Source organism: Pseudoneobacillus rhizolycopersici (assembly GCF_054786815.1).
The window spans coordinates 96,072-122,836 of record NZ_JBTOOE010000001.1 but is presented as its reverse complement, the minus strand read 5'-3'; the positions used below and the strand labels follow the sequence as shown (position 1 = coordinate 122,836).

The window sequence follows — 26,765 nt, the reverse complement described above, 5'->3', positions numbered from 1 at the left end:
GTGGTTAACAGGATTAGAAAAGTGGTATTAAGTGATTGAAACTATTTTTTCACCTCATAATGCAGCTCAACAAACTGATTGAAGGTCCGAGTCCCTTTCAACTTTAAATCTAAATAATATTCGGCTTCTCTAAATAACGGAATGCCATTACCGATTAGCACAGGTGCCAAGGTAACGATTATTTCATCGACCAGTTGTTCTTTTAAAAAGAAATAGAGCAGCTCGCCTCCACCCACAACCCAGATGTTTTGGCCATCAAGCGAATCGACGAATTCAACCACATCACCATTTACAAATTTTACGTACTCGGTATCGTCATGATTCGCTCTAGTAAAAACGTAGCATTGCTTATTCTTATAGGGAAAGTTGCCTTGCTCCTGATTCATAATCCAATCATAGGTTTTCTTGCCCATTATAATGGTATCAATAGTTTGATAAAATTCAGAATAGCCATTATCTCCTTCGCCTTCGACTTTAAACAGCCATTCTAACGATTCTTCTTTGGTTGCAATATAGCCATCAAGACTTGCAGCAATAAACATAAAAATTTTTCGATTTTGATTCATTTTTCATTCCACCTTAGACAATTATTACATTTCCAAATAAAATAATAGTAAGGAGTGATAACGATGGAGCTAAAGTATGAAGTGATTCTTGATGACAAAATAGAGTCTTGCCGAGATTTATGTAATGAATTGATGGTTTTTCAAAAATCAAAGGCATCGGTTAAACCGGAATTATTTGATGCAATGAACTTTGAAACACGGATGGTCCCTTCCGTTAAAAAGGCTGTACATAATTATATTGTACTTGTGAAGGATGGCGAAAAGGCGATTGGGTATGTCTATTCTAACATCTCACCTAAGGAAGTATATTCCAATGAGTTTGCTACCTTTTTTGACCTAGATTCAGTCCGACATAATAATGTTGGCTGCTTATCTCAATTTTACATAAAAGAAGAATATCGACAATATGGTGTCGGCTCGAAATTATTTAATATGTCAATGGAGTGGCTAAATCGGTTTGAAGATGTCGAAGACTATTTCATCTATGTCTCAAACGGCAATGAGACGGCATTGGAATTTTACAAACGAAAAGGATTCGCGGTCAGTCATGATATTTTAGATGGGTTTATCACTGTGTTAAGAAAGAGGAAATAATGATGAGAATAAGCCAATTCAGAATTCTGAAATTGGCTTATTTCTTAACTCAGAACTAATTGGAAGGATACATTTCTTGCAAAAATTTTACTGATTGTTCAATTAATTCTTTTAACACATCCATTTGAATATCTGCCACCTTATTTATATAAACACAAGCCTTTCCTGTCGTATGTTTTCCGAATTTCTGTAACAATTCTTCACGTTTTGTGTCCCCAGGTGCAAAATATAAACTGATTTTAGCTTTACGCGGAGAATAGCCGACGAGTGGTGCATCACCTTCATGACCCGATTGATATTTATAATGATAAGAACCAAATCCAATAATACTCGGCCCCCACATTTTTGCATTAAAACCAGTCGTTTCGGTGAATAGATCTAATAAAAGATAAGCATCCTCCCGTTTTTTGGGGTTATCAATATTTTCTATAAACTCGATCACACTTCGGTCCGTTTCTTTTGTCTTTAATTCATACATAATCGTTACCCTTGTCCCTCCTTCTTGCAATCAGAATGTTAATCTCATTTTACCAAAAATGGTAGTTATAGTAAAAGGGGCAGACTAACTTTCCGATAATGAGCGGATTCTTCTCAAGGATGGGAATAAGTACATCCATAGACCAGCAACTAAAATCGTGCCTACTCCCCCAACAAATGCCGCGGGTACGGTACCGATTAAACCAGCGACCATTCCTGACTCAAACTCTCCTAGCTGATTCGAGGTCCCGATGAATAGTGAATTGACCGCATTCACACGTCCACGCATTTCGTCAGGTGTTTGCAATTGGACCAACGAGTGTCTGATGACAACACTGACTACATCCGATCCCCCGATGAAAAGTAACGCAATTAAAGATAGAATCAAGTTTGTGGATAACGCAAATACCATAGTTGATAAGCCAAACACACCCAATGCAGCAAACAATTTCAACCCGATGGCTTTCTTTAAAGGATGGTAGGCCAAGAAGACCGAAACGATTAAGGCACCGATGGCAGGAGCGGTCCGTAATAATCCAAGCCCCCATGGACCTGTTTGTAAAATATCTTGTGCAAAAATTGGCATTAACGCCGTTGCCCCACCTAATAGAACTGCAAACAAATCTAGGGAAATCGTTCCTAAGATGATGGGCTTCTTAAATATAAATTCCAATCCCATAAACACCGACCGGAATGACACCGGCTCGGTCGTTCTGACAACCTGTTCGACCTTTATGAAAAAAGTAAGAATAGAAGCGATCAATAAAGCAACGGTTGCAGTTCCATAAACAAAAGATGCCCCTAATGAAAATAACAAGCCCCCCAATGCCGGGCCAAGAATTTGCGAAGTTTGACCAGCGGTCGTACTGAGAGAAATCGCTTGGGGTAAAATCGCCCTAGATACCAATTGTGGTAATAATGAGGTGGAAGTCGGCCCCTCAAAAGCCCGGCAAGCCCCAAGAATCGCAGCAGCAAGATAAATTTGTTCTTTATTAAGTCCACCAGTAAAATTGGCATAAAGTAAAAGTGCAGCGATACCAGATTCGATAAATTGGCAAATATAAACAATTTTTCGGCGATCAAATCGGTCGGCCACCTGACCTACGACAAAGGTCAGCAGAACCATAGGCAAAAATTGGGCTAGTCCAACAAAACCTAGGCTAAATGGATCCTTGGTAAGATCATACATTTGCCAGGCAATGGCAACCGAAAGCATTTGAAAGGATGATGATGACAGAATTCTGGCAAACCAAAAGTTTGCAAAAGATTGGTGCTTAAATAGCGAAAATCTTGATTGCTGCAAAGTTAGACTCTCCCTTAAGTTGTAGATTAAAGTAAGTCCCCTGTGATTAATTTCGGGACACGAATATTATACTACTTTTCTACTTTTTGGGAATAGGAATTTTTAGAATCTTCTAAGATATTTTGAAAGACCGATTCTTTCGGTTGGGTGAGGTAATATACAAACTATGGGATACACATGCTTAATCTATCTAGTAGAAACTTATCTCATAAAAAAAAACCCAAAAACAAGTTTTGGGTTTGATTGTATTATTTGTTTTCTAGAGCTGCCAATTCCTCTCTAATTTTGACTAAGAGAAACTGTTTTTCCGGATTTGGTACACCTTCCACAAGTCTAGCAGCCATTACAGGCAACATCCATTTAAAAATAGCTTCTTTACTGGCACCTGTCTGTTTGATGTAAGAATCTAGGTAAAATTTACACAATAGTTTTCGAATCAGTTGAATGGAATATTTCGTCATTTTTGGCATGCTTTCTGAAAGATAAGAGTAACGCATTATCATAAAAGTTCTTGCCACATCGCCATATGGATTTCCTGATGCGCATGTCATCCAATCAAGAATTTTCGCATCGCCATCTTTTACAACAATATTGTCACTATGGTAATCTCCGTGACAAACTTGGTACCCTTCAGGTAGTTTCCCTAAATATTCTAGAATGGTTTCCTTTTCGTCATCCGTTAGTAGATCAGTTCCTGAAATATGACGCGAGAAAATCGCTTTCTGGGCTGGTAGCTGAATTGTATTTTTTTGGTGAAATCTTGCTTGTAATTCCGCAAAATAACGAGCATTTTTCTTTAAGGAAAAAGGTTTCGATGACAAAATTTCTGTAAAACTTTTGCCGCCTACTCTTTCATAAATGATTCCCCAGCGCTGGTCATGTTCGGTTATTTTTTTTGCTTGAGGAGATGGTACTCCCAATTGATGAATAATGTTACTAATCTCAAATTCTTTTTCGATAAATTCATTTGGAATGAAATTATAAAATAGCTTTATAACATCCTTTTCTCCCATTTGGAAAACTTCAGCCGTATTTCCCCGACCTAAAAGTGCGCCTAAATTCATTTACATCACCACTCTTTCTTTTAAGTTTACATAACATTATTACAAGCAACCATTAATTGATTTTCACAGTGAATATTTTCCCGCCACGGTTCGCAATAACAATTGTATCCTGATAGATTGCTGGAGACGCTTCAATATTGGCTCCATATGTATTGATCGTTTTAATCAACTTGCCAGTTTTTCCTTGCAATAAATGAATTCTTCCAACTGAATCACACTGTATGATATAGGAATGACCTTTTTGATCGTACACTACCACCGGTGAGGACCAAGCGTAGTTCGGCATTTCCCAGCGCCAGAGTTCTTTACCTGTCTCTTTATCTAAAGAAATCATCAAGCCGCTTGCTAGTTTTTTGTACCTTGCAATCGTGAATATAACACTTTCTGCGATATCGTTTTTCCCTAAGACAGGTGTGGCTAGGAGCCCACCATTGACGGGGTTTTCCCCTAAAACACTGAGCGCCGGAATATCCTTTCGCCAGATGGTTTTTCCATTCAGACCGTTCACTTTGCGTAGGATACTGTTCCCGGTTGTACCTTGTTTATCTACCTCTGTCCCAGTATATAAAAATGGAATGTCGTTTACCGGCTCAACTACGATTGTGGCATCGGAGTCATCGGTCACTCCCTTAGCCCATACGGGTTTCATTTTAGTAGTGTCGATTCCTTGTAAGGTACCGCCATTGTCGGTAAAGAAGATTAAATTTTTATAGGCAGCCACCGAATTTTCTATCCCAATATGGTCCTTCGGGGAAAGTTTATATCTATATTTTACCACTTGTGGGCTAATGGCGATGGATTTTTTATTAAGATCAAACTTTGTATTTAATTTGATAGAGTAAAAAAGCCCATTTTCGCCGCCAAGAAACATGGTATCTGTTTGACGGTTTATAAGCGCTGCACCATCAAATGCGCCCCAGCCCTTATAAGCGAACCCATCTCTTCCCTTTAAAAAGTACAATAGCTTGCCATCTATTAAACTATAAATACGGTAACCAATTTTGTCATTGCCTGTTTCGGGGATTCCCTGACCGACATACAATAATGGATATCCGCGGGGATCAACAGAAACACTTCCTTTTATCGGGTTTTCAATGTTGATCGGTGTTCTTGATTGTTTCCCAGATGATAGGTCGAAAAAATAAACCTTGCCATCTAAAGAGGCATAGATTACCTCCACAAAGTTTGGGTTATTTTTAAATTCGGGTTGTAGGTTCATGATGTTTTTTACATCATTGGGCCATTTAATGATCGCCGGCTGACCTGTCCAGCCCGCCCCTCCACCCCATCTTGGGCTTCTGCCAGTTTGGAACTCCCAGTTTTTCTCAAGAGTAGTTGGTGCCTTTGCAAGGGTACCATAAGCAGCGCTGTCCCGAAGATGGTTTCCTCGGAAGGTTAGAACACCAGAAATATCGCTGTATTCTGGCGGAAATGTTTGTGTGTTTGGCTTTCCAATGATGATGCCTGGAGAACCTTGAAAGGAATATTGCAAGTTTGCTATTTTGGATATTTCCGTTTTGATAATTGGATTTTCTTTATTGGCGTATGTATGCCCTACACTTCCAATTAGGAGGATTAGGCAGGTAAAACTAGTCGATAGTAAGCTTTTTATTTTCATAAACAATTGTCCTCGATTCGGCTCCCAAAGGGGTTATTTAAATAACATTTCCCTTAGAAAATATTATTTACCTATCTCAGATTACTCTTGAAAATATTACCTTTCAATCTTTATTAGGATACAAATATCGACATCGTTTGCTATGGGATGGTTAATTTTATATATGAATAACATCTTCCGGAACCCATCCTAATTCCCCATTTCGTTTAATGAGGACATAGCCTTCACAAGTGTCATCCAAAATAGAAACAACCTCACCGGCACGTACCGATAATAATGTCGTACTTAGATCATTCTTACAATAGGTACCTTCCCCGTTCTCCACCAGGTATTCGTTTTTAATCCAATGTTGGATTCCGAGATTGATATTCTCACATAAAGTAAAATGCTTTTCTTGGATCAATACCTTCATTTCGTAATTCGGATATGTCACAGTTCCTATGTATTCCGCTGGTGCATCGAAATCCATTCTAATAGTACGCTTTTGCAAAACATGGTCTACAGATGTAAAGGTGTACTCCCCATTTTCAATAATCAAAGCATTCAGCTGACCAAACGATTTAACTTGATTACCGCCGTCAATATTAATCATTTTTTGATCTAAGTCAATAATCGGATTGTCGCTGCTGACCGTCATGGAGGTATAGTTTATGACAGGCCAATGACCGACAATGACAATTTTATCGACTTGATGCCCTTTTTCATAAAAAGTTGGTATCGAAAGAGCTTTAACTCGGCTAGTTTCTTGCCAATTTTCGATATTTTCAACTCCGGCATGAATGATGAGATAATCTTCCGTTTCATATGCATCGGGAAGGTTTAATAGCCAATCAACTTCCTTAGAATAATACTGTTGATAAAAATCAGCCAACTCAACTAATGATGAAAAATCTTCAAGGAACTTTCCTTGCTCTTCAAGCATTTCATTCAAAATAGAATTTGGTTGATTTCTCATATATTCGATAATTCCTTCATTTTCCTGAAAAACATGCTTAATTAAAATATCACAATTACCCTTTGTGACATAAACCTTTTTCGATACTAAGTTCATGACATATCTGACTGCTCCTAAACTATTGGGACCTTTTTCACAAATATCGCCATTTATAAATAGGACATCATGTTCATTGAATTCGATCTTGTATAAAAGCTTTTGAAAAAGCTCTAGGTCTCCGTGGATATCAGAGATGACAATTACCCGACTTTCTGTCCTTACCGCCTTGGATTCTATACGTAACATGTGACACCTCTTCAGTTATTAATCATGGCTCTTTTCGTATAAATAGCCTTTAAATCATTGTTCATTTTACCATAAATTCCAAAATAAAAAGGCAGGGAAACTCCTGCCTTTTTTCATACTCTTTAAACAAACTTACTCATCACAATATCATCGACATATTCATTCGGACCTAATTTTGCTGCTTTCACTCTTCTTCCCTCTTCGACAAATCCTAGCTTGCTATAGACATGAATCGCTCTTTCGTTATTGGAAAATACCTCAAGGGAGACCTTTTCTACTCTTGGATCATCTTTTGCCCAATCTAACAATCTGTTAATTAAAGCACTACCGATACCCATATTTGTGTAGGCCTCTTGTAGGCTCATTCCGAACATTCCTTGATGGGCAAATCGCTTACGAGGGGATAATCGAAAGTTGAGCATTCCGATGATTTTTCCATCAACCTCTGCCACGATTAGCAATCCTTGACTCTCCATTGTACGAATAAATTCAACTTCCTCGGTAACGGTCAAATCATATTCTTCTAGAGTTGTTGCGAAAAAATTGGGATTTTCAGTTAATACTTTTTTAAAATGTTGGATAAGTTGCTCGGCGTCTTCTTCAACTGCTTTTCTAATAATATACTGATTGTTCACGGTGATAACCCTCCTTTTTCAAATAATTAATTCGCCATCCTTCTATACATATCCTTGTATAATTAATAATTTTTAGCATTTGTAAAATTAGGAATATTTTACTATACAGCCAAATACCATTGCGTTATATTTAAGATAATAAAAATGGGGATGGGGTCGTCGAATATGCTTATAAAGTATAAAGGACGTATAATCGGAGTCATTACTGTCATATTGGCTGTTGCAATTTGGGATATCATTTATTATGGAATCTATCATTATAGGTATAATTTTTTATTAGATTCGATTTATACACTAGCTATTGTGATTATTATTTGGTGGCTATCTTCCTATTATGATAAAAATAGAATTTTAATAACACATTTGTCTGAGAGTGAAGAAAGATATAAAAAACTTTCAGAAACATCTTATCATGTTTTTACTAACCTTGAACAACCCGTTTTCCAAGTTGACCATGAAGGATCAATCTCACTACTTAATCCCGCATGGGAAAGATTAACAGGGTTTACTGTTGGGGAAAGCTTAGGACAAAAGATCTATTCATTCATCTATCCTGATGATCGACAATTGGCCATTGAACGATTCCATAAACTTTTAGAAAGTAAAAAATCGATTACAACAGAAGAATTCCGAAATAAGAAAAAAGATGGTGGCTTTATTTGGGTCGAAACAAGTATCAAAATTTTCTACAATCAAGACGGAACCTTAGCCTCGGCAATTGGAACCATAACAGATATAACGCATTGGAAAATCTCTGAAAGAGAACTGATTCAATTAAACGAAAATCTATCGATTCAGTCTGAAAAAATGGCCGTTATTGCGCAAATGTCTGCGGCAATTGCTCACGAGGTTCGCAATCCGCTAACCTCTATCTTAGGTTTCATTCAGCTATTAAAGGAAAATAAACATTTACAGGACGATTATATCGAAGTTATTTTCTCAGAAATTGACCGAATCAATTTAGTTCTAAGTGAAATGTTGCTATTAGCAAAACCCCAAGCTGTTTCCTTTAAAAAAGTTGACCTCAATCAAACGATGAATAGTGTGTTGACATTGGTTTCCTCAGAAACCAATATGAAAAGTATCGATCTTTCTATCCAGACAATGGATTACCCGATCTGTGTGTATGGAGATGAAAGTAGGATAAAACAAGTCTTTATAAATATGATAAAAAATGCGATTGAAGCAATCGAATCAAGTGGAAAAATAGATATCAATTTAGAGGTGCAAAATGAATTTGTATCCATCTTTATCAAAGATACTGGGCCAGGAATCCCAAAAGAAATTGTCGGGATGCTTGGTCAGCCATTTTATACTTCAAAGGAAAAAGGAACGGGATTAGGTTTGACTATTTGTTTTAAAATCATTGAAACCCATAAAGGAAAAGTACATATTACAAGTGAACCAGGGGTGGGAAGTACCTTTGAGGTGATTTTACCTCTTTATCAGAAAGAATTATTAATTGCCAATTAAAAGGTGGGACAACATGTTGTCCCACCTTTCTTAGTTTCTATTTACAATTTCTTCTATTTTTTTCAACCACATATCCTCATTATTTAATATGGATTCCTTCGTGGTTTGAACCGGGTAATCAACCATTAATGGCATATCTTGTTCGTCATCTGATACCGGTGCCGGATTTTTGGTTGTTGGCACTTGGACATAAATACCGCTATTTGGTAAATTGAATTGAATGATATTCCCACCATAAGAGGCATTATTTCCTGGTGATTCCCCGACCAATTTTCCAATTCCATTTCCTTGAATAAATTTAGCAAAATCAGTACCTGCACTAAAAGTCTGGTTTGAAGTTAAGACATATACATTTCCATCAAACAATAATTCGTTGGACACTTTCGAATTTGTAATCTGGTCAGACCCGTTACTATAGTGATCAACCTTTAAATATGTGAAGAATTCAAAGGCAACTGCCCCATTCCCACCCCCGCCATTACGTAAATCAACGAAAACATTCGGAACGTTTTTCTTGTTCATTTCTGCGAAAAACTCCTGTAGCATCCTAGTGTACATATCTGTTGGAATCGATTCATCAATTTTAAAAATACCGTATTTACCTGTCGGATCTATTGACCATTCATAAGGTCTTGGCACCTTCCTATTAAATAGGCGTTCAGGCGTTAGCTCGGTCAGTTTTTTAATCTTAATAGTGGCAGTCTGCTCTACCCCGGCCCTGTCAAATAAAATATTGGTCTCGCCCATGTCACTTAACATGCCAAAATGTTGAAGAAAGATGGGGTTACTTAGGAACGAATTTATTCTTGCTTTAACATAGCCATCATGTTCTGCTGGAATTGCTTTCTTAGCTGCTTCCATGATGTATCCTGTATCCTTACCTCCTATGGAGATAATTTTATCCCCTCGTTTAAATGCTTTCGATTCTTCAGTTATGATCATCTCATTGGTGTTAGTCCACTTAATGATGGGGGTTTCTATCTGTTTATTTTGGTAAACAATAACGCTATGACCATCTTTTGTGGCAACCATCAGTTCATTGACGATAAGAAATAAATCCTCTCTTGTGGTTGCCTGAAGAATTTTTTGTTTAGCCTGTTGAAATAGTGGCTCATAAAAGGTAGGATCCTCTTTTACATGTGGATGAAATTCCTTCATCTTTTTGATGGTGAATTCTAAATCCTCTATAAGCTCCTTATTGGTAATAGGAGTTGGGTCATGATGTTCGCTTAATCTTTTAAACGATTGATTTCCAATAAATTTTGGCGGAATCCAACCAGCATCTCGAACGGTTGTGATAAATTTTACCGCGTTTTTATTTTCTTTTACACCTATTAACAGTGTATTTCCAGAGGTACTTTGATTTTGGTAACTTAATTCTGTCCCTTCAGGTACAATCGTTAAAATTTCACCAACATTTGTAAGAAAAATATATTCCCCTTGTGGATTGACGTTTTCATAGTTAGCTATAAGGTTGCCAAAGTATGTGACAAATCGGATGAAATTCGTTTCTTTGATTTCGCCGCGAATATTTCCGAAAGTAGATTGACTATCAAGCTCTTTAATTTGTTCAGGAATCGTCATGGTCAAATTTAACGATTCGCCTTCTAATACTTCAATGAGTAATTCCTTATTTTTTAGAGTTACCTTATATTTTGGCAGATTTAACTCATTTTCATTTGTCGGTCTCGCCTCGATCATAACTTCCTCTAGATCGGACTGTTTAATAAAAGTATTTCCATTGTGATTTTGAATCTTTATGCGTTTAACATCCTTTGATGAAAATAGTTGTGTTCCTGGCTCATAAAACATTCCATTTACTAGATTGCTACTAACTTCAACGCTTTTTCCCCCAACAGGGTCTTTGTCTTTCGTTAGTAATAGGAACATAGTTGCTGCTCCGACAAGCAGGATTCCAATTACCGTGAAATACCATATTTTTACTCGCATGGTAAAATACGTCCTCTCAAAATAATTTTGTTCCAATTTTACCATTTTTTAGTTTTGATAGGTAGAAAATACTATTATAATTAATAATTGAAACAATAGTAGTTTTCAATCATGAATCACATAACTGTTATCGAGGTGATAGAAATGTTCAAGTTCTACTATGAACGTTATAAGCTATTCTTTTGGCCAGTATTGTCGCTCCTTTTATTAAGCGGAACGATTTCCAACTTTTTTAATGGAAGTAAATTTGAAGTTATGCTTAATGGGGTATTATTTATTATTACGGCTATAATTTCAATAATAACCATAAGTGGTTCAAGAAAATCATAAAAGACCAAACCTCCAAGGATTTGGTCTTTTTATTTAATATAGATGGCAAGCAACCTTTCGGGTTCCTCTTTCTACCATTTGTGGTTTCACGGTTTTGCATGTTTCCTGCGCTAATGCACAGCGTGGGTGGAATTTACATCCAGCAGGTGGATTGGCAGGTGAAGGCAACTCTCCCATTAGAATCATCCGATCTTTCACCTCATCGGGATCCGTTCTAGGAATAGCTGAAATCAATGCCTGTGTATATGGATGAAGAGGCTCATCAAACAAATCTTCCTTATCAGCCAACTCGACTAATTCCCCTAAATACATTACCCCAACACGATGGGCAATATGCTTGACCACCCCTAAATCATGTGATATGAAAAGGTATGAGAGTCCTAGTTCCTCCTGTAAATCTTGTAATAAATTTAAAATTTGCGACTGAACAGAGACATCTAATGCGGAAACCGGTTCATCTAACACGACAATCTTCGGTCTTAAAATAATCGCTCTAGCAATTCCAATTCGTTGTCGCTGGCCTCCGGAAAGTTCATGTGGAAAGCGGTCTAAATAAGCTTCTGAAAGACCGACGAGATGAATCGTTTCTTCTAAAAGTTTCCTATGTTCTTGTTTTGGTATTTTTTGGGCGATTAGCGGCTCCGATAAGATTTCCCGTATTTTAAGTTTCGAATTCATCGAGGCCATCGGATCCTGAAAGACCATTTGAATATCCTTACGAACTTTTTTCAATTCACTTTTGGATAACTTCGTTAAGTCCATTCCCTGAAAAAACACCTCTCCACCTGAAGGCTCAATCAACCGCAACACGCATCTTCCTGTGGTTGATTTCCCGCAGCCGGATTCGCCAACGATGCCAATCGTCTCACGCTCATTTAATTCAAGGCTAACACCATTAACAGCATGGACATATTTTGCAGGCTGGAACAAACCTTTCGACGCAATGAATCTCTTTTCTAAATTTTTAATTTGGAGTAAAGCCTGACTCAAATCGCTCCCTCCTTTTCGTCGTAAAGCCAACACCTACATAATGTTTGTCCTTCCACTTCCACTAATGGCGGAATCGACAATTGGCAAATCGACATGACTCTAGAGCAACGGTCGGCAAAACGACATCCTTTTCCGTATTGGTCTGGAGTAGGAACCTGACCGTCAATGGATTTTAACCGCTTGTCTCCCTTGGATTGGTGCGGGGTAGATTGAATTAACCCAACAGTGTACGGGTGGCGCGGATGGCGCAGCAATGTCCGCGTATCGGTGGCTTCCACAACCTGACCGGCATACATGACTACGACTCTGTCACACATTTCCGCCACCACCCCGAGGTCATGGGTAATCAGTAGAATCGACATTGACATCTCATCTTTCAGTGACCTCAACAAATCCAATATTTGCGCTTGTATCGTGACATCAAGGGCTGTCGTAGGTTCATCAGCTATAAGAATGGACGGCTTACAAGCAATCGCCATTGCGATCATCACACGCTGCTTCATTCCCCCTGATAAACGATGAGGATACTCATCATATATTTCATTAGCCCTAGGGATTCCTACAAGTTCTAGCAGCTCCACAACCTTGGTTTTCACGACCCCACCCTTGATTTTTTCATGTTTCTCAATTACTTCGCTAATCTGTTTTCCGATTGTGAGTACCGGATTCAGGGAGGTCATAGGATCTTGGAAAATCATTGAAATTTCTTTTCCCCTAATTTTCCGTAATTCCCTTTCTGGTTTTTCCAAAAGATTAATGTCCTTATAAAGCACTTGTCCAGCGGAGATTCGCCCTTTCCTCCCTAACAGCTGAAGGATGGATAAGGAAGTAACACTTTTCCCGCACCCAGATTCGCCGACAATCCCTAACACTTCCCCCTTTGTTACGGTAAAATCGACCCCATCGACAACGGTAAGTGGGCCATTTTTACTATCAAATTGAGTGGTTAAACCTTTTACTTCTAACACCTTTGACATCCATGTATCCCTCCTACCGACTAACTTGACCTTGGGTCGAAAATATCTCGTAATGCATCGCCTAACAGGTTGACCGCAAATACAACCGTGGTAATAGCCACCCCTGGGAATGTTGCTAGCCACCAGGCATCATAAAGATAGTTTTTCCCCTCTGCTAGCATTGTTCCCCATTCTGGTGTTGGTGGTTGCGCTCCTAGCCCGATAAAACTTAAGGCTGCCGTATCTAATATCGCCACACCGATAAAAAGAGTCGTATAAACTAATAATACACCAGCTACATTGGGTAGAAATTGCCGGCGAATAATCCAGCTATGCGAGCTGCCAATCGCCCGACTTGCTTCGACGAACCCTGAAGATTTAATCGTCAGAGCCGCTCCACGAATTAATCTGGCAAATCCAGGAATAGAAGCAATCCCAACGGCAATCATCGCGTTCGTTAAACTTGGTCCTAAAATCGCCACAATGGCTAGTGCAAGGATTATACTTGGCAGTGCCAATAATATATCCATAATCCGCATAAGAATATTATCAACAACTCCACCGAGGTAAGCACTAATTAAGCCGATAAAGGTACCAGATACAAAGGTAATCACGACGGCTAAAGTCGAAACGGTTATTGTCACCCGTACTCCAAAAATTAGCCGGGACAAAATATCACGGCCTATCGCATCCGTACCCAACAAATGCTCTTTGTTTGGCGGCTGAAGGATGGATTCGTAAAATAATTGCTCCGGATCATGAGGCGCTATAAACGGTGCAAAAATGCCAATTAAAGCGATGATGAAAAGAAAAATAAGACAAATCCGGGCACGGGTATCAGAGAAGATTTTTTTCACGGTATCGGTTTTTATCTTCATTGGTGTTTTATACGTTACTCGTGCTTGTAGTGGCTTATAGCTTTCACTTAATTTTGTCACCCGATCATGCCTCCTTTGTGCCCAATTCCACCCGAGGGTCTATGATACTGTAGAAAATATCGATTAAGATATTCATCGTTACATAAACAACACCCATGAATAAAACGGTTCCTTGAATCAGTGGGAAATCTCTAGACATAATTCCCCCCAATGCTAAAGTACCAAGTCCTGGCCAGTTAAAAACCTGCTCAATAATAACGGCACCGCCTAATAATCCAGCCAATTGAAGCCCAATTACCGTTACTATCGGGATAAGCACGTTACGGAGGGCATGACGCAGCAAGATAAGGCGTTCATCCAAGCCCTTTGCCCTCGCTGTTCGAATATAATCATTTGATAGAACTTCCACCATTCCATTCCGTGTTAGGCGCATGATCATGGTAGAAGCCACTACGCCTAGAGTTGCAGCAGGTAATATTAAATCACGAAAACCAGTTCCATTCGCAATCGGGAACCAGCGTAGTTTGACCGAAAAAATCATCACTAATAGAATGGCCAACCAAAAGCTAGGAATGGATACACCTAAGGTAGCGAATATAGTACATAGCTTATCGATAAATGTATCCTTAAATTTAGCGGCTATCATTCCCATCGTAATACCGATGACCACGGCAATGAGAAGCCCAAATACTGCTAATTTTACGGTCTCAGGAAACCGGTCCACGATTTCAGTTAGAACCGGCCGACCAGTTTTTAATGATGTCCCGAAGTCACCTTGAACGGCATTTGTGATATATTGTCCATACTGAACCAAAAGGGGCTGATCCAGCCCCAAATGCTTATTCAGTTTTTCTACTTGCTCAGGAGATGCATTGATTCCGAGCATGATTTTAACTGGATCACCAGGAATAAAGTGTATCAGCAAAAAGGAAAACACCGATATTCCAAAGATGACCACAATTCCTGATAAAATTCGATTCAAAATGAACTGTTTCATTATTGTTCAACCCAACTATCATGGAATAATGGCGCAGTTGCGTTCAACTTGACATTTTTGACGCGCTTATTAACTACAAAGAAAACCCTTTCCGCATAAATTGGGGCAAAATAAGCTTCGTCAACGACGATCTTTTGCACCTGGGCATAAACCTGTTTTCGTTCCTCTGGATCAATTGTGGTTCTTCCTTTATCCAATAACGCATCTAGCTCCGGATTTTTCACACGAGTATGGTTTAATCCACCAATCTGACTTGAATGGAATAATAGAGTTAAAATATCTGGGTCACCATAGGAGTATCCCAAGAACGACATGTCATAATCCCCTTGAGATGCTTTTTCAATTAAGGTACCGGATTCCATTGATTGGATATTTACCTCAATGCCAACATCCTTTAACATCGCTTGAACCATTTGAGCCGACTGATTATGAGTACCCATGATGGTTAGGTCAAACTTCATTGCCTTTCCATCCTTTTCAAAAATGCCCTTGCTATTCTTCTGCCAGCCTGAGCTTTCTAAAAGATTGGTAGCTTCATTTTGATTAAATTTATGACCATAGTTTTCGACATTTGGGTCATAACCAAAAATCGTGGACGGAATCGGCCCATAAGCCGGAGCACCTTCCCCATTAAGTACAGCTTTAATGATAGCGTCCTTATTAATCGCCATATTAATCGCTTTTCTAACGTTGACATCCTTCAAAATATCATTTTCTGTGTTCATTTCCAAAAACAAGCCGAGACCCTGACGATCCACTTCTAAAACGTAGTATTGGTCATTATTTCGATAGCGTTGGACATCCTTTGGAGTAATACCTATCGCAACATCAATCGAACCACTATCCAGGGCGGCTAACATTGTTTGCTCATCTTGAATAAACTTATAAACTATTTTTTCTGGGTACGCTTTTCCCTTATTTTCGTAATAAGACTGTGGCCAATTAAACTCTTCATTTCTTTCTAGTGTAATCGATTGACCGGTTACCCACTCTTTGAATTTAAATGGACCTACCCCAACTGGGTTCCGTCCATAATTATCGCCGGCTTTTTCAATGGCCGCCATCGATAACGGCTGGAGGTAGCCTTCGCTTGCTAAGTTACGTAAAAATGGAGCAGATGGTGCCACAAGTTCGATGATAAATGTCTGCTCATCCGGTGCGGAGGTAGATTGAATTCCAGCGATAAGACTTGCCGCAACGGTCGCCCCGGTATCTGGATTTAGGATTCGATCAAACGTATCTTTAACAACTTGAGCCGTTAATGGTGTGCCGTCCTGAAATTTAACATCTTGACGAATTTTAAATGTAATCGTTTTACCATCTTCGGACACTTGGTAATCCTCTGCCAGATACGGCTCTAATTCATTCGTTTCCGGATTAATTACGATTAGATTTCCACCGATATGCGATGTCACTTGGCTGGCAATACTCATGGCCGTTTTATGAACATCAAGCGTATCTGGTTCGGCAAAGGCCCCAATGGTAATCGTTCCACCAGGCTTAGGTGTTGCCATTTCCTCGGTTTGTAAATTAGAGTCATCATCTTTTTCCTTCTTAGGTGTTGAAGAAGATGTGGAGCTACAGCCAACAATTAACATCATAGCAAGGAATAAAAGTGTAATGAATTGAAATGGATTTACTGGTCGTTTCTTCACCATGTACAATGTAGCCTCCTATTCTACTTTTGGTGTTTGTCTATAACCAAAGGCAGCCCGAATAATCTTTTTATTTTCATCTCTGACAAAACGGAGTGCAAGCGAAGATTCTCTAAAATTGACCATAAATAGATCTTCAGCAAACGGTTTTACTGCTGTTGCCTCAATCCCCTCGGCACTTAGATAAAGCTTGCCATCCTCCAGTTTGAACTGATATTTCGCCCCTTCACTCGAAGCAAACGTTCCTTCATATTCCTTTAATTCCTCGTCAGTCAGTTCCCGTTCAGTGAACTCGATATGTGAAGCCGTTACCGGCTTCCCTAAATAATCTGCAAATGCTGCGTATAATAGTTTGGTAGACGGAGTACCACCTAAATTTGATATCGAATACCCTGTCAATCCTAATTCGGGAAGGATATTCATTTGTGCTGCCACTCCCTTAATGGCCCCTCCGTGCTCGACTAACTTATATCCAAAATAGTCTGGGGTAATCATTAAACCGTAACCATAAAATTTGTCATAATCACATTGGATATATGGAGTCGTCATTAACTCCACACTTTCCGGTGTTAAAATTTGGGCATCTCCGACTTTTCCTTGGTTTCTAAAGATTTCAGCATATCTCAGCATATCGTTAACAGTTGATTTTAAAAATCCGGCAGCACGCATGGCAGGTGCGTCCCATTGGTTATTGGATTCAAAAATGATGGTCTCTTCACCTTTTTTGCGTTGGTTATAAAGACAGGAAACATCGTCATGATCATTTAAATCTTCCAAATTAAAAACAGTATTTTTCATGCCAGCCGGCTCTAAAATGTACTCTTTCGTATATTGCTCGTAAGGAATTCCACTTACTCGCTCAATGATGGCTCCTAGTAGAGCGTATGAATCATTGGAATAGCTGAACTCTGTGCCAGGTGCACCAAGGAAAGTAAACTCTTGCTCTGCAATATTTGCCATTAATTCTTCGTAAGTTTCGATATTAGGAATTTTTGCTGCTGCTTCCTCTGCTTTCGCTTTATCTTCTGGGGATAAGGCAGGTTGCTCATCTTCAAATTTTGGATCAAGATCCATCGTTTTTTTCATTGCACTGTATAAGGTTCCAAGAGGTGGTAGTCCTGCTGAATGAGTCATGAAGTGGTGGATTGTCATTTGCTTGGTGTAGTCATCATTAGAAGTCTTAAATTCTGGTAAGTATTTAATAACAGGGTCATGGACTGATAGTTTGCCAGCTTCTTGTAATTGTAAAATAGCGACGCATGTAAATGATTTAGTGACAGAACCAATCCCATTAACGGTGTCGGAAGAAAGTGGTAACTTATTTTCTACATCACGGTAGCCGTAGCCATTTTCAAAAAACAATTCTCCGTCCTTCGCTAAGCCAATTGAAAATCCCGGGATCTCATACTTCTTCACAATTTCCTGGCAATACTGATCAAACTCACGTGTGATTGTCTTTTGTGTCACTTTCATTACCCCTTTTCTTAATATTCTGAATTTTTATATTATAGATTGTACTTAATGTACAATGCATAACCATGGTTGGTGTTTTAATAAGAGCAGCATAGAGTATCTCTCAACGACAAAAACGGCAAAGTTTTTGGTTGTTTTGGTGTTGTGGTCGTCTATCTATACCATTTTTTGTTAATATCTTGGTCATTTTGGTATAGAGACCGCTTCTCAATACCATTTTCCGTTAATATTTTGGTCATTTTGGTATAGAGACCGCTTCTCTATACCATTTTCCGCTAATATCTTGGTCATTTTGGTATAGAGACCGCCTTTCTATACCATTTTCAACTAATTTTTAGTATATTTTGGAATAGAGATTACTTGTTTCTAATATTGTCTTTTTATGATCAATTTCTAATCTTGGATGGCGTATGAACATATTTATCAATTCGAAACGATTCCAACACATCACGGTTTACTTCATAGCCAATTCCCGGCTTTTCAGGGACTTGAATCATCCCATTATGAACAACTACCTCTGGATCAATGATGTCTCTTACCCAGTATCGCGAAGAACCGGCCGTATCGCCAGGTAAATTAAACTGTGGCAAGGTTGTAAGCGCAATATTGTGGGCACGGCCTATACCTGCCTCCAGCATGCCTCCACACCATACGGAAATTCCGTTTTCAGCACAATAATCATGGATTTTCTTCGATTCAGATAATCCGCCAACTCGACCAATTTTAACATTGATAATCTTACAGCTACCTAGTTCCACTGCCTTACGGGCATCATCCAACGAATGGATGCTCTCATCCAAACAAACAGGAGTAGCGATTTCGGCCTGCAATTTAGCGTGATCGACAATATCATCATGGGCCAATGGCTGTTCAATCATCATTAAGTTCAACTCATCTAGCCTTTTCAGCATATCAATGTCCTTTAACGTATAAGCTGAATTGGCATCGGCCATTAGCAATGTGTCTGGGAAGTGTTTTCGTACTTCCTTCAACATTTCATAATCATGACCTGGCTTAATCTTTATTTTGATCCGTTTGTAGCCTTCATTAATAAAACCATCCACGACACGCAGCAAATCATCCACTGTAGGCTGTAGACCAATACTTATTCCTACATCAATCTGTTGCTTGACACCGCCCAAAGCTTTATAAAGAGGGAGGTTATTTCGTTTCGCATAGAGGTCCCAAATAGCTCCTTCAAGACCTGATTTAGCCATATTATTTCTGCGAATAATTTCGAAGCGCTTCGTTAATTCATCGGGATGTTGAATAGGCGTTTCAAACAACAGAGGGATTAAAAACTCTTCCATTACATGCTTGTTTGTTTCAACTGTCTCTTCACTGTACCATGGACTAGTAAATGCGACTGATTCACCAAAACCTATACATCCTGTCTCATCTTCCACTTCAATAATAAAAAATTCTTTTTCCTGCATCGTACCAAAGCTTGTTGTAAATGGATGAATCATGGTCATAGCCAACCGATGAAGGGTTACTTTCCGAATATTAAATGGTTCGTTGGTCAAATTCTATTCCTCCTTTACTCTGCAAAAAAGTGATCAAAATGGACTTGTTCATAATCTTCTACCCGTTGTTTAAACTGCTTAGCATTTTTCACCGAGACAGCAGCAATTAACGCATTCATTAGTGAAAAAACAGCAGGTGCCACATCGAGTGTTGATTTTTTCGGAAGTTGAATAGTTAATAAAACATCTGCGTGTTCCCTAATCGGAGCAACCTCCGAATCGGTTATCGCAATGACAAATGCCCCTAGCCGTTTTGCCTCCTTAGCAATATTTATGGTTTCCAACGCATAGCGATGGAATGAAAAGGCCACGAATACACTATTGGGATCCATTTCACGAATTCGTAAAATAATATCATCAATATCAGGACGATAAAGGCGAACATTTCCTCTGATTAAATCCAAACTGAAGGAAAACCAATGTGCCATCGCATGGGAGGAGCGTATCCCTGAGACGAGAATTCGCTCGGAATGGGTCAATTTCTCAACAGCCAGCTCGAAATCCTCTCCACTTAATCGTTCGGCTGTTTGACTAATGACCTCGGCATCTTTTAACATCATTTTCCTTGAAAAATCTTGGTCTTTGTCCATATTGTTTTTCTCAAAATATTCATATAAACTGCTGCTTTGGCGATGAATAAGCTGCTCCTGTATATCTTTTTGCAAAGCGCTAAATCCACTATATCCCAGGGCGTGGCAAAATCGAATCACGGTCGTCTCGCTAACATTGATTTGGCATCCTACTTGTTCGGCCGAATGGACAGCAAAGCTTTCGGGATTGGATAGGAAATATTGAGCTACTTTTTTTAATCCCTTTGAAAAATCATTATATTTTTCTTGAACGACAGTATTGAGTGAATCCATCATCGTGTACCCCTACTTCATAAACATTCGTTGTAAATTTTTTCCTAATATGGCGGTTATCATGCTTTCGCAATAACCCCGTTGCAGGAAGGCGTCGATTAACTTCGGCAATGATTGATGTCCACTAATCACGTCAAAGGGTTTGCGTGGCATACTAGCTAAATCATCTGGTGAAACATACTTCATAAAATCATCGCATAAGTCGAGTCCTAAGCCAACATGATTGATACCGGCAATCGTAATAATATGGTTGATGTGTTGAACCAGCTGACTAATGGTTGAAAATGAGTCATCGTCACCTACTAACATGCTGACTGCATTGACACCAATAACACCGTTTTTAGTCGCGATCGCTTTTATTTGTTCATCCGTTAAATTTCGCATCGTTGAACAAAGTCGGCGGGCATTGGAATGAGAGGCGATAATCGGTTTCTGGGCAATGTCAACCACATCCCAAAAGCCCTCGTCATTTAAATGAGAGACGTCGATCATGATTCCGAGATTTTCCGCTTCTTCAATGACTTTAACGCCAAAGCTGGTAATCCCACCCTTTCTTCCTTCGCGAACTGGATGGAAAAAGCTGCCGTCACCGACGGCGTTTCTTCTGCTCCATACTAAACCTAGATTTCGCACCCCAAGTTCATAAAAGACACGCATTAAACTTATGTCGGTTCCTAGTGGTTCTGCCCCTTCCAATGACAGAAGGAAGCCAATTTTTCCAGATTGCCTTGCCGTCTCCATGTCGGCTCCATTGTAGCAAATCATGAAGTGGTCAGGTGATTCCTTAACTTCTTCGTATAAAGCACTTATTTGTCCCAGTGCCTTCCGAAGCGCCATTTCGGGTAAAAATTGACTGTCAACAAAAACACTTGCAATGATAACATGGACTCCACCTTTGAGAAATCGGGGTAAATAGTCTGTTTCTATGACCTTCGTTCGCCCTTTTTCTCGTTGAATCTGAACGTCCATTAATAAATCAAAGTGGCCGTCGACAATGAGAGAGTTATTCATAAGGTCAACGATTTCCAAGCCATTCACCAGCCTTTATCGAATTTTCGTTAATGCTAGACTTAGAATTTTCACTCCATTTAAAAGTGCATCCAAGTTAAAACTCATATTGGGATGGTGCAATCCTGGGGCTAATCCGGTCCCAAGCCCAACCATTGTTGCCTGAAGCTGCGGATAGGAATGCTTATAAAAATGAAAATCCTCACCACCCGGTGTTTTTGGCGGTGGAACAAATCCCTCTTCACCAAGCGCCTCTACGATCGCTTCCTTCACCACTTCCTCTAGCATGGGGCTAGCCTCTGCAGCTACCATTGATGTAGGTGGTTCAATAACAACTTCTGCACGATTCATTGATCCGGCTGTCAATACAGCATGCTCGATTTTTGCTAATAAATCTTCCATTAAGTCATTCCGCTCGGCCCGAACATCGATACCAAATTCAGCCTCATCAGGAATGATGTTTAGATTTTGCCCACCTGCACTGACCATAGTCACTTTTGCAGATGCTGAAACAGTCGGGTCTATTTTAACAGCATTTACCGCTTGAATAATCGTACTGAGCGAATCGACAACATTAATTCCCAGGTGTGGCCGTGCTCCGTGTGCCTGGACCCCTTTTACTCTACCTTTAAGTAAAGTTGTGGCCCCATGATAAATTCCTGGAGAGGCAACACCAAACGGCATTTCCTGAATGGGTCTAAGGTGAATGCCGATCAAATAATCAAGGTCTTCCATTATACCCTTTTCAATGATCGCCTTTGCCCCTGACCCTGTCTCCTCCGCAGGCTGGAAAATGACTTTAATCATCCCGGGTGGCGTATAGCCAATCTGCTTTAAAAGAGTAATCGCGAACAGGACCATTGTCATATGTGCATCATGTCCACAGGAATGATTGGCCTTCCATTCACCATTTACATTTTGATACAAGGCATCCATATCCGCTCTAATCCCAATGGTCGGGCCTTCCTTGGAATTCCCCCAAAAACCCACAACCCCGGTATGGTCCGGAAAAGTTTCATATGGAATTCCTAATCTATCTAACTGTTCACAGAGGAACTTAGTTGTTTCTACTTCTTTCCAACTAATTTCAGCATTTGTATGTAGATGATGATAAGTGTCTTTGATAAGCTTTTCATGTTGAGAAATCCAGGCATTTATTTTTTCAATCATATCTTTTCACCGTTTTCTAAAATATAGTAATGCGTTATGGAATCCGATTGCTTATGGACCCCAGTAATCGCGTACCCTTTTGCGAGTGCCATAGAGAGTGTGTTTCTTAATGAAATTCTCCATTTTTGTGCTTCTTCCATGGCTGTTTGTTTGACAAATTGAATATTGGCAGGGGCTGGTACTAAAAATCCATGTTTCTGAGCATCGAATTTTTGGCCATCTTGTAAAATTTCATAGCCATCCACATTTGGTTTTAATAGACTCCCGGTTATTGCGCCAGCAACTCGCTCAGAATGAATATCCCATTCGATTAGCAGTCGATCACTCGGAAGCCCTTTATTCAACTTATCTTCCATTTCTCCATAATACTCCACATGATATTTTCGGGAATATGCACCCAATTTATTGAGATTAAAATAGCCATTTCGCACTTCTAATGGGTCATAGGTCCAGACGATTTTGGGATAACCGTATTTAACGGCCCATTCCCTTTGCTTTAATTTTAACTGATAGCCAATACCGTAGTTTTGATAAGGCTGTTTAACAGCAGCCATATGTGAGACTAGGTATACTTGCCCATTTTTAAAACCGGTAAAACCGTAACAAAAACCGATTAATTCGGTTTCGTTAAAAGCTCCGATAATGATTCCACCATGATGGATGGAGGCTAGTAGGTGTGGCAGTGGTGAAACCGAACTGGCACTCCAGATTTCCGTTTGTAACCCCACAACCTCATTGATTTCTGCTAAATCTTCTATTATCTTATAAGTAATATAATCTACTGAAATCATGGGTAGTTTTTCACTCCTCTATGGTGTGAAGTATATCCTTCATTTTATTAATTTTTGAAGGGTACGCTTTTTTATGATTATAATCTATTAGGAAAAAATAAACAATCTCAAATATTTTTATTTTTCAAAATATTTACGCCAAAAATTGACATTCTACCGTAATATAAATCACAGAAAATATTTCTGTGATTGCTTATAGTTATCGGTGGAGGTGTTGTTGTAATGAAAGTAAATTATCCGATTAATGGAACAGTAGATTTGAAGATGATTATAGAGGAATTAAAACCTTTTGGTGGTCGCTGTGCAAAAATCATTGATAACGTGCTAGAATATCAAGTAAAAGATGAAAATCAAACAGCTGCCTATGAGCATTTGAAGGAAAAAGGTTTTATAAACTAAAGCCAGGAAATCCTGGGTTTTTTAGTTGGGGGTATGTACATATGAACAATCGAATTGAAATCATTGCCCGCAGAATCTTCGGTTGGAAACTAAATCGTTGGGATCGGTGGTATGATTTTGAAGAAGGAAAATTTATTTATGATTCTGAGTTTCAACCAGATCAAAACTTGGAGCATGCCATGATGATTGTTGAAAGATTAGAGAAGTTCGGCTTTATTTATAGGGTGACTGGTGATTTCGAAGTTTGTTTTAATGATGTTTGTGCTACCGGGGAGACATTGTCACAAGCCATTACCAATGCAGCGTTTTTAATTGCTGAGGTGTCGTCAGTACCGGATGAATGGTTGTAGAATTGGGATCGTTTTCGTGGACTGTATGCGGATGCGGTTCGTGACTTTTTACGGACATACGGTCTGCAATTGTGTTAAAATGCGGCATATTTGCCCATATTCCGGACATTGTTTCCGTTATCCTGTTAAAAATAGGCTTAGGTTCTATGTTTCTGACAAAATAACGGAAACAATGTCCTCAATGATCTTAAAAACGACTGATTTTAGTGAAATAACGGAACGTATGTCCGGATTTCAACTTCAATGCTACAATTCTTTTTCGAAGCAAATATACTCCTGATGACCTTCCGGTTTGGATGAAAAAAAGACACTGCCCCGCTTTTGGTATCCAAGCTTTTCATATAATCGAATCGCTGTCGGGTTACCTGAAAACGCATCTAATCTAATACTTTTGTAACCTTTTTCTCTCGCATATTCCTCACAAAGCCCTACAAAACGTGTACCTGTACCTTTTCCCTGCCATTTCGGACTAATTATTAAAGAATGGATGACAATAGGGTTTATTCCTTGCCATAAAATGTTCTCCCATTCCTCTGATTGCCATTCGTTTAAAACAACATGTCCTAGGACTGTGGCATCATCCTTCAGAACAAATAAATCCTGATTTTCTATGCAATGCTCAAAATAGTCTTTGTTTGGATAGTTCTCGTCCCATTGCAAAATATTATGGGCGAGTAAATGTTCTCGGCAATTGAGGTATAAGTCATTTATTCGGTCTAGCATTGCTAGGGTGGCGGGGATCAAATTCTTTGTTAATACGTGCATTCGGGAAGCTCCTTCTCTAATAAACTATTGTTATATTTTAACATAATCACTTTATAAATAAAGAAAAAACCATCCCCATTTATGTAAGGTTACACAAGGGATGGTTTTGGAGTTTTAAGGTTTATTTCATTTTTACCGGTGTAACAACAGCATATAAGCTATCTGTTGGATCGGAAACGTTCCACTCAATAATCTTCATGTCTCCCGTTCCGTTTTGGTCCTCGATGTTTCTTACGATGGTCATCTCGTTGTTTGTCATTGTTTTAACATCCTTCCTACAAAAATCTCACACACAGAAGCTAATATATGTTGGATGCTAGGAAAAAGTGCTTAAATTTTTAGGAAGTTTAATAATATTATATTGTGTAGAACATTTTCTATTGATTTTCCATTCGAAATGTCTTTCATTAGTTACGAAAGATGTTAATACCAGATAATGCCTAAAATAGATTATTCATTTTCTGAGCTTCAGCAATCATATTTGTCATTAACATTTCTACAGTCTGGTTTTTCGCTAATCTTGGACTTTGACCGGACCATAGGGACATGAAATTTGGGTTACCCTGCGAGCCAGCTGCTTTTCTAATCTCTTGGGTTAGAGTATTTTGGATAGGAAAATCGGGTAAGGATTCTTCGTGGCTGTGCATATCTGTAATAAACTTATTTTTTATCCCTCTTGCTGATTTACCAGAGAATGCCCGGGTTAGCACAGTTTGATCTTCCCTTGCATGGAGAATGGCCTCTTTATGGACATTCTGTGCTCCACTTTCAACACATGTTAAAAAAGCAGTGCCCATTTGGACTCCCTTTGCTCCCAAACAAAGGGAGGCCATTAAGCCCCTTCCATCCATGATTCCACCTGCAGCGATAACAGGAATTTTTACATGATCCGTAACTTGTGGAATGAGTGACATTAATCCTATTAAACTTTCCTGAACACTTCTAATGAAGTTCCCACGGTGACCACCTGCTTCACTACCTTGAACAACGATCATGTCCATCCCTACTTGTTCCATTTCAATCGCCTCTTCAACAGTGGTTGCTGTCCCAATCATAATTACGTTATTTTGTTTTAATTCCTTAATTACATCTAGAGCTGGAATACCGAATGTGAAGGAACAAACGGGAATACTTTCTTGAATGACCACGTTAATTTGCTCGTGGAATGTTTTTAATATATGTTGATAGGTTGGGATTTCCGTACCATCATTTTGTTGTAAATTTAGTTGTTCTCGAATCGTTTGTAAATATTTTTTTGATAAAATGATTTGGTCATCGGAAAAGCTAAATTCATTAGGAACGAACAAATTTATTCCAAATGGGTTGGAAGTTAATCTTCTAATTTCTTTGATACTCTCACGAATTTGGTTAGAAATCATATAACCTGCGCCAATCATTCCTAACCCACCAGAATTGGAAACAGCGGCAACTAATTCTGGAGTTGTGATGCCCCCCGCCATGGGAGCTTGAATGATAGGATAGTTAATTTGTAAATGTTCAGTCATTGCATTGGAAAACAAGTATCTCACCTACTTCGCCATTTTTCGACCCGATGTCGAATGGGATCGAGCGCTCATATTACCATTATCGACAAATCCTGCCATCTTGTCGAATTCAAAAAGATGAAAACTTCATCTTTGTCGAAATTCAAAACCTTGTCGAAAGACAAGGAAACACCATGCGTAGATTGTCGA

The 26,765-nt window shown here is 39.0% G+C and carries 26 protein-coding genes; 4 read left to right on the top strand and 22 right to left on the bottom strand.

Features of this window, described 5'->3' with window-relative positions:
- Positions 1–41 precede the first annotated feature (41 nt).
- The gene (locus tag ACX9YW_RS00675; RefSeq protein ID WP_460340260.1) at positions 42–566 is read right to left on the bottom strand and encodes a dihydrofolate reductase family protein; all 525 of its coding nucleotides are present in this window, start codon (positions 564–566) and stop codon (positions 42–44) included.
- A 63-nt stretch (positions 567–629) separates the two neighbouring features.
- Here ACX9YW_RS00675 and ACX9YW_RS00670 point away from each other — a divergent pair, with 63 nt between their 5' ends.
- Entirely contained in the window at positions 630–1,160 is a 531-nt protein-coding gene (locus tag ACX9YW_RS00670) for a GNAT family N-acetyltransferase (protein ID WP_460340258.1), read from the top strand.
- Positions 1,161–1,215: 55 nt separating this feature from the next.
- Here ACX9YW_RS00670 and ACX9YW_RS00665 read toward each other — a convergent pair whose 3' ends face one another.
- The 6 genes from ACX9YW_RS00665 to ACX9YW_RS00640 form a co-directional block, all read right to left on the bottom strand.
- The gene (locus ACX9YW_RS00665; protein ID WP_460340255.1) at positions 1,216–1,638 is read right to left on the bottom strand and encodes a DUF1801 domain-containing protein; all 423 of its coding nucleotides are present in this window, start codon (positions 1,636–1,638) and stop codon (positions 1,216–1,218) included.
- Positions 1,639–1,722: 84 nt separating this feature from the next.
- The gene (locus ACX9YW_RS00660) at positions 1,723–2,940 is read right to left on the bottom strand and encodes an MFS transporter (protein ID WP_460340252.1); all 1,218 of its coding nucleotides are present in this window, start codon (positions 2,938–2,940) and stop codon (positions 1,723–1,725) included.
- 248 nt (positions 2,941–3,188) lie between these two features.
- Positions 3,189–4,004 (bottom strand): phosphotransferase family protein, encoded by an 816-nt coding sequence (locus ACX9YW_RS00655; protein WP_460340249.1) that lies wholly within the window; start codon positions 4,002–4,004, stop codon positions 3,189–3,191.
- Positions 4,005–4,056: 52 nt separating this feature from the next.
- Positions 4,057–5,622: a PQQ-binding-like beta-propeller repeat protein gene (locus ACX9YW_RS00650; RefSeq protein ID WP_460340246.1), complete on the bottom strand. Its 1,566-nt coding sequence runs from the start codon at positions 5,620–5,622 to the stop codon at positions 4,057–4,059.
- A 157-nt stretch (positions 5,623–5,779) separates the two neighbouring features.
- Positions 5,780–6,862, bottom strand: a complete 1,083-nt coding sequence (locus ACX9YW_RS00645) for a metallophosphoesterase (RefSeq protein WP_460340243.1) — start codon at positions 6,860–6,862, stop codon at positions 5,780–5,782.
- A 122-nt stretch (positions 6,863–6,984) separates the two neighbouring features.
- Positions 6,985–7,497 carry a GNAT family N-acetyltransferase gene (locus ACX9YW_RS00640; protein ID WP_460340240.1) on the bottom strand — a complete coding sequence of 171 codons (513 nt, stop codon included), beginning with the start codon at positions 7,495–7,497 and terminating at the stop codon, positions 6,985–6,987.
- A gap of 165 nt (positions 7,498–7,662) precedes the next feature.
- Between ACX9YW_RS00640 and ACX9YW_RS00635 the strand changes: the two genes are divergently transcribed.
- On the top strand, positions 7,663–8,970 hold the full coding sequence (locus ACX9YW_RS00635; RefSeq protein ID WP_460340237.1) for an ATP-binding protein: 1,308 nt from the start codon (positions 7,663–7,665) through the stop codon (positions 8,968–8,970).
- 30 nt (positions 8,971–9,000) lie between these two features.
- Here ACX9YW_RS00635 and ACX9YW_RS00630 read toward each other — a convergent pair whose 3' ends face one another.
- From ACX9YW_RS00630 to ACX9YW_RS00575, 12 genes are all read right to left on the bottom strand, one after another.
- On the bottom strand, positions 9,001–10,920 hold the full coding sequence (locus ACX9YW_RS00630) for a S41 family peptidase (RefSeq protein ID WP_460340234.1): 1,920 nt from the start codon (positions 10,918–10,920) through the stop codon (positions 9,001–9,003).
- A 363-nt stretch (positions 10,921–11,283) separates the two neighbouring features.
- Positions 11,284–12,240, bottom strand: coding sequence for an ABC transporter ATP-binding protein (locus ACX9YW_RS00625; protein WP_460340231.1), 957 nt, complete (start codon positions 12,238–12,240; stop codon positions 11,284–11,286).
- Positions 12,237–13,217 carry an ABC transporter ATP-binding protein gene (locus ACX9YW_RS00620; protein WP_460340228.1) on the bottom strand — a complete coding sequence of 327 codons (981 nt, stop codon included), beginning with the start codon at positions 13,215–13,217 and terminating at the stop codon, positions 12,237–12,239. The genes ACX9YW_RS00625 and ACX9YW_RS00620 overlap by 4 nt, the downstream gene beginning before the upstream one ends.
- Before the next feature lie 20 nt (positions 13,218–13,237).
- Positions 13,238–14,134 (bottom strand): ABC transporter permease, encoded by an 897-nt coding sequence (locus ACX9YW_RS00615; protein WP_460340225.1) that lies wholly within the window; start codon positions 14,132–14,134, stop codon positions 13,238–13,240.
- Between the two features lie 4 nt (positions 14,135–14,138).
- Complete coding sequence (gene nikB, locus ACX9YW_RS00610) at positions 14,139–15,071, bottom strand: nickel ABC transporter permease (protein WP_460340222.1); 933 nt, start codon at positions 15,069–15,071, stop codon at positions 14,139–14,141.
- Positions 15,071–16,729: an ABC transporter substrate-binding protein gene (locus tag ACX9YW_RS00605; RefSeq protein ID WP_460340219.1), complete on the bottom strand. Its 1,659-nt coding sequence runs from the start codon at positions 16,727–16,729 to the stop codon at positions 15,071–15,073. Before ACX9YW_RS00605 ends, nikB begins: the two co-directional genes overlap by 1 nt.
- 15 nt (positions 16,730–16,744) lie before the next feature.
- Complete coding sequence (locus tag ACX9YW_RS00600; protein ID WP_460340216.1) at positions 16,745–18,193, bottom strand: serine hydrolase domain-containing protein; 1,449 nt, start codon at positions 18,191–18,193, stop codon at positions 16,745–16,747.
- A gap of 392 nt (positions 18,194–18,585) precedes the next feature.
- Positions 18,586–19,674: an o-succinylbenzoate synthase gene (gene menC, locus ACX9YW_RS00595; protein WP_460341228.1), complete on the bottom strand. Its 1,089-nt coding sequence runs from the start codon at positions 19,672–19,674 to the stop codon at positions 18,586–18,588.
- A gap of 65 nt (positions 19,675–19,739) precedes the next feature.
- On the bottom strand, positions 19,740–20,591 hold the full coding sequence (locus tag ACX9YW_RS00590) for a MurR/RpiR family transcriptional regulator (protein WP_460340213.1): 852 nt from the start codon (positions 20,589–20,591) through the stop codon (positions 19,740–19,742).
- A 9-nt stretch (positions 20,592–20,600) separates the two neighbouring features.
- Entirely contained in the window at positions 20,601–21,617 is a 1,017-nt protein-coding gene (locus ACX9YW_RS00585) for a dipeptidase (RefSeq protein WP_460340210.1), read from the bottom strand.
- Positions 21,618–21,632: 15 nt separating this feature from the next.
- Positions 21,633–22,766 (bottom strand): M20 peptidase aminoacylase family protein, encoded by a 1,134-nt coding sequence (locus tag ACX9YW_RS00580; RefSeq protein WP_460340208.1) that lies wholly within the window; start codon positions 22,764–22,766, stop codon positions 21,633–21,635.
- Complete coding sequence (locus ACX9YW_RS00575; RefSeq protein WP_460340205.1) at positions 22,763–23,557, bottom strand: GNAT family N-acetyltransferase; 795 nt, start codon at positions 23,555–23,557, stop codon at positions 22,763–22,765. Before ACX9YW_RS00575 ends, ACX9YW_RS00580 begins: the two co-directional genes overlap by 4 nt.
- Before the next feature lie 222 nt (positions 23,558–23,779).
- On the opposite strand from ACX9YW_RS00575, the gene ACX9YW_RS00570 reads away from it, so the two are divergent.
- Together ACX9YW_RS00570 and ACX9YW_RS00565 are read left to right on the top strand one after the other, a co-directional pair.
- A complete protein-coding gene (locus ACX9YW_RS00570; RefSeq protein WP_460340202.1) occupies positions 23,780–23,956 on the top strand; it encodes a hypothetical protein in 177 nt (58 codons plus the stop codon).
- Between the two features lie 41 nt (positions 23,957–23,997).
- Positions 23,998–24,306, top strand: a complete 309-nt coding sequence (locus ACX9YW_RS00565) for a BC1872 family protein (RefSeq protein WP_460340199.1) — start codon at positions 23,998–24,000, stop codon at positions 24,304–24,306.
- 246 nt (positions 24,307–24,552) lie between these two features.
- Here ACX9YW_RS00565 and ACX9YW_RS00560 read toward each other — a convergent pair whose 3' ends face one another.
- From ACX9YW_RS00560 to ACX9YW_RS00550, 3 genes are all read right to left on the bottom strand, one after another.
- A complete protein-coding gene (locus ACX9YW_RS00560; RefSeq protein ID WP_460340196.1) occupies positions 24,553–25,071 on the bottom strand; it encodes a GNAT family N-acetyltransferase in 519 nt (172 codons plus the stop codon).
- A gap of 121 nt (positions 25,072–25,192) precedes the next feature.
- Positions 25,193–25,330, bottom strand: a complete 138-nt coding sequence (locus ACX9YW_RS00555) for a hypothetical protein (protein ID WP_460340193.1) — start codon at positions 25,328–25,330, stop codon at positions 25,193–25,195.
- A gap of 181 nt (positions 25,331–25,511) precedes the next feature.
- Positions 25,512–26,591: an NAD(P)H-dependent flavin oxidoreductase gene (locus ACX9YW_RS00550; protein ID WP_460340190.1), complete on the bottom strand. Its 1,080-nt coding sequence runs from the start codon at positions 26,589–26,591 to the stop codon at positions 25,512–25,514.
- Positions 26,592–26,765 lie beyond the last annotated feature (174 nt).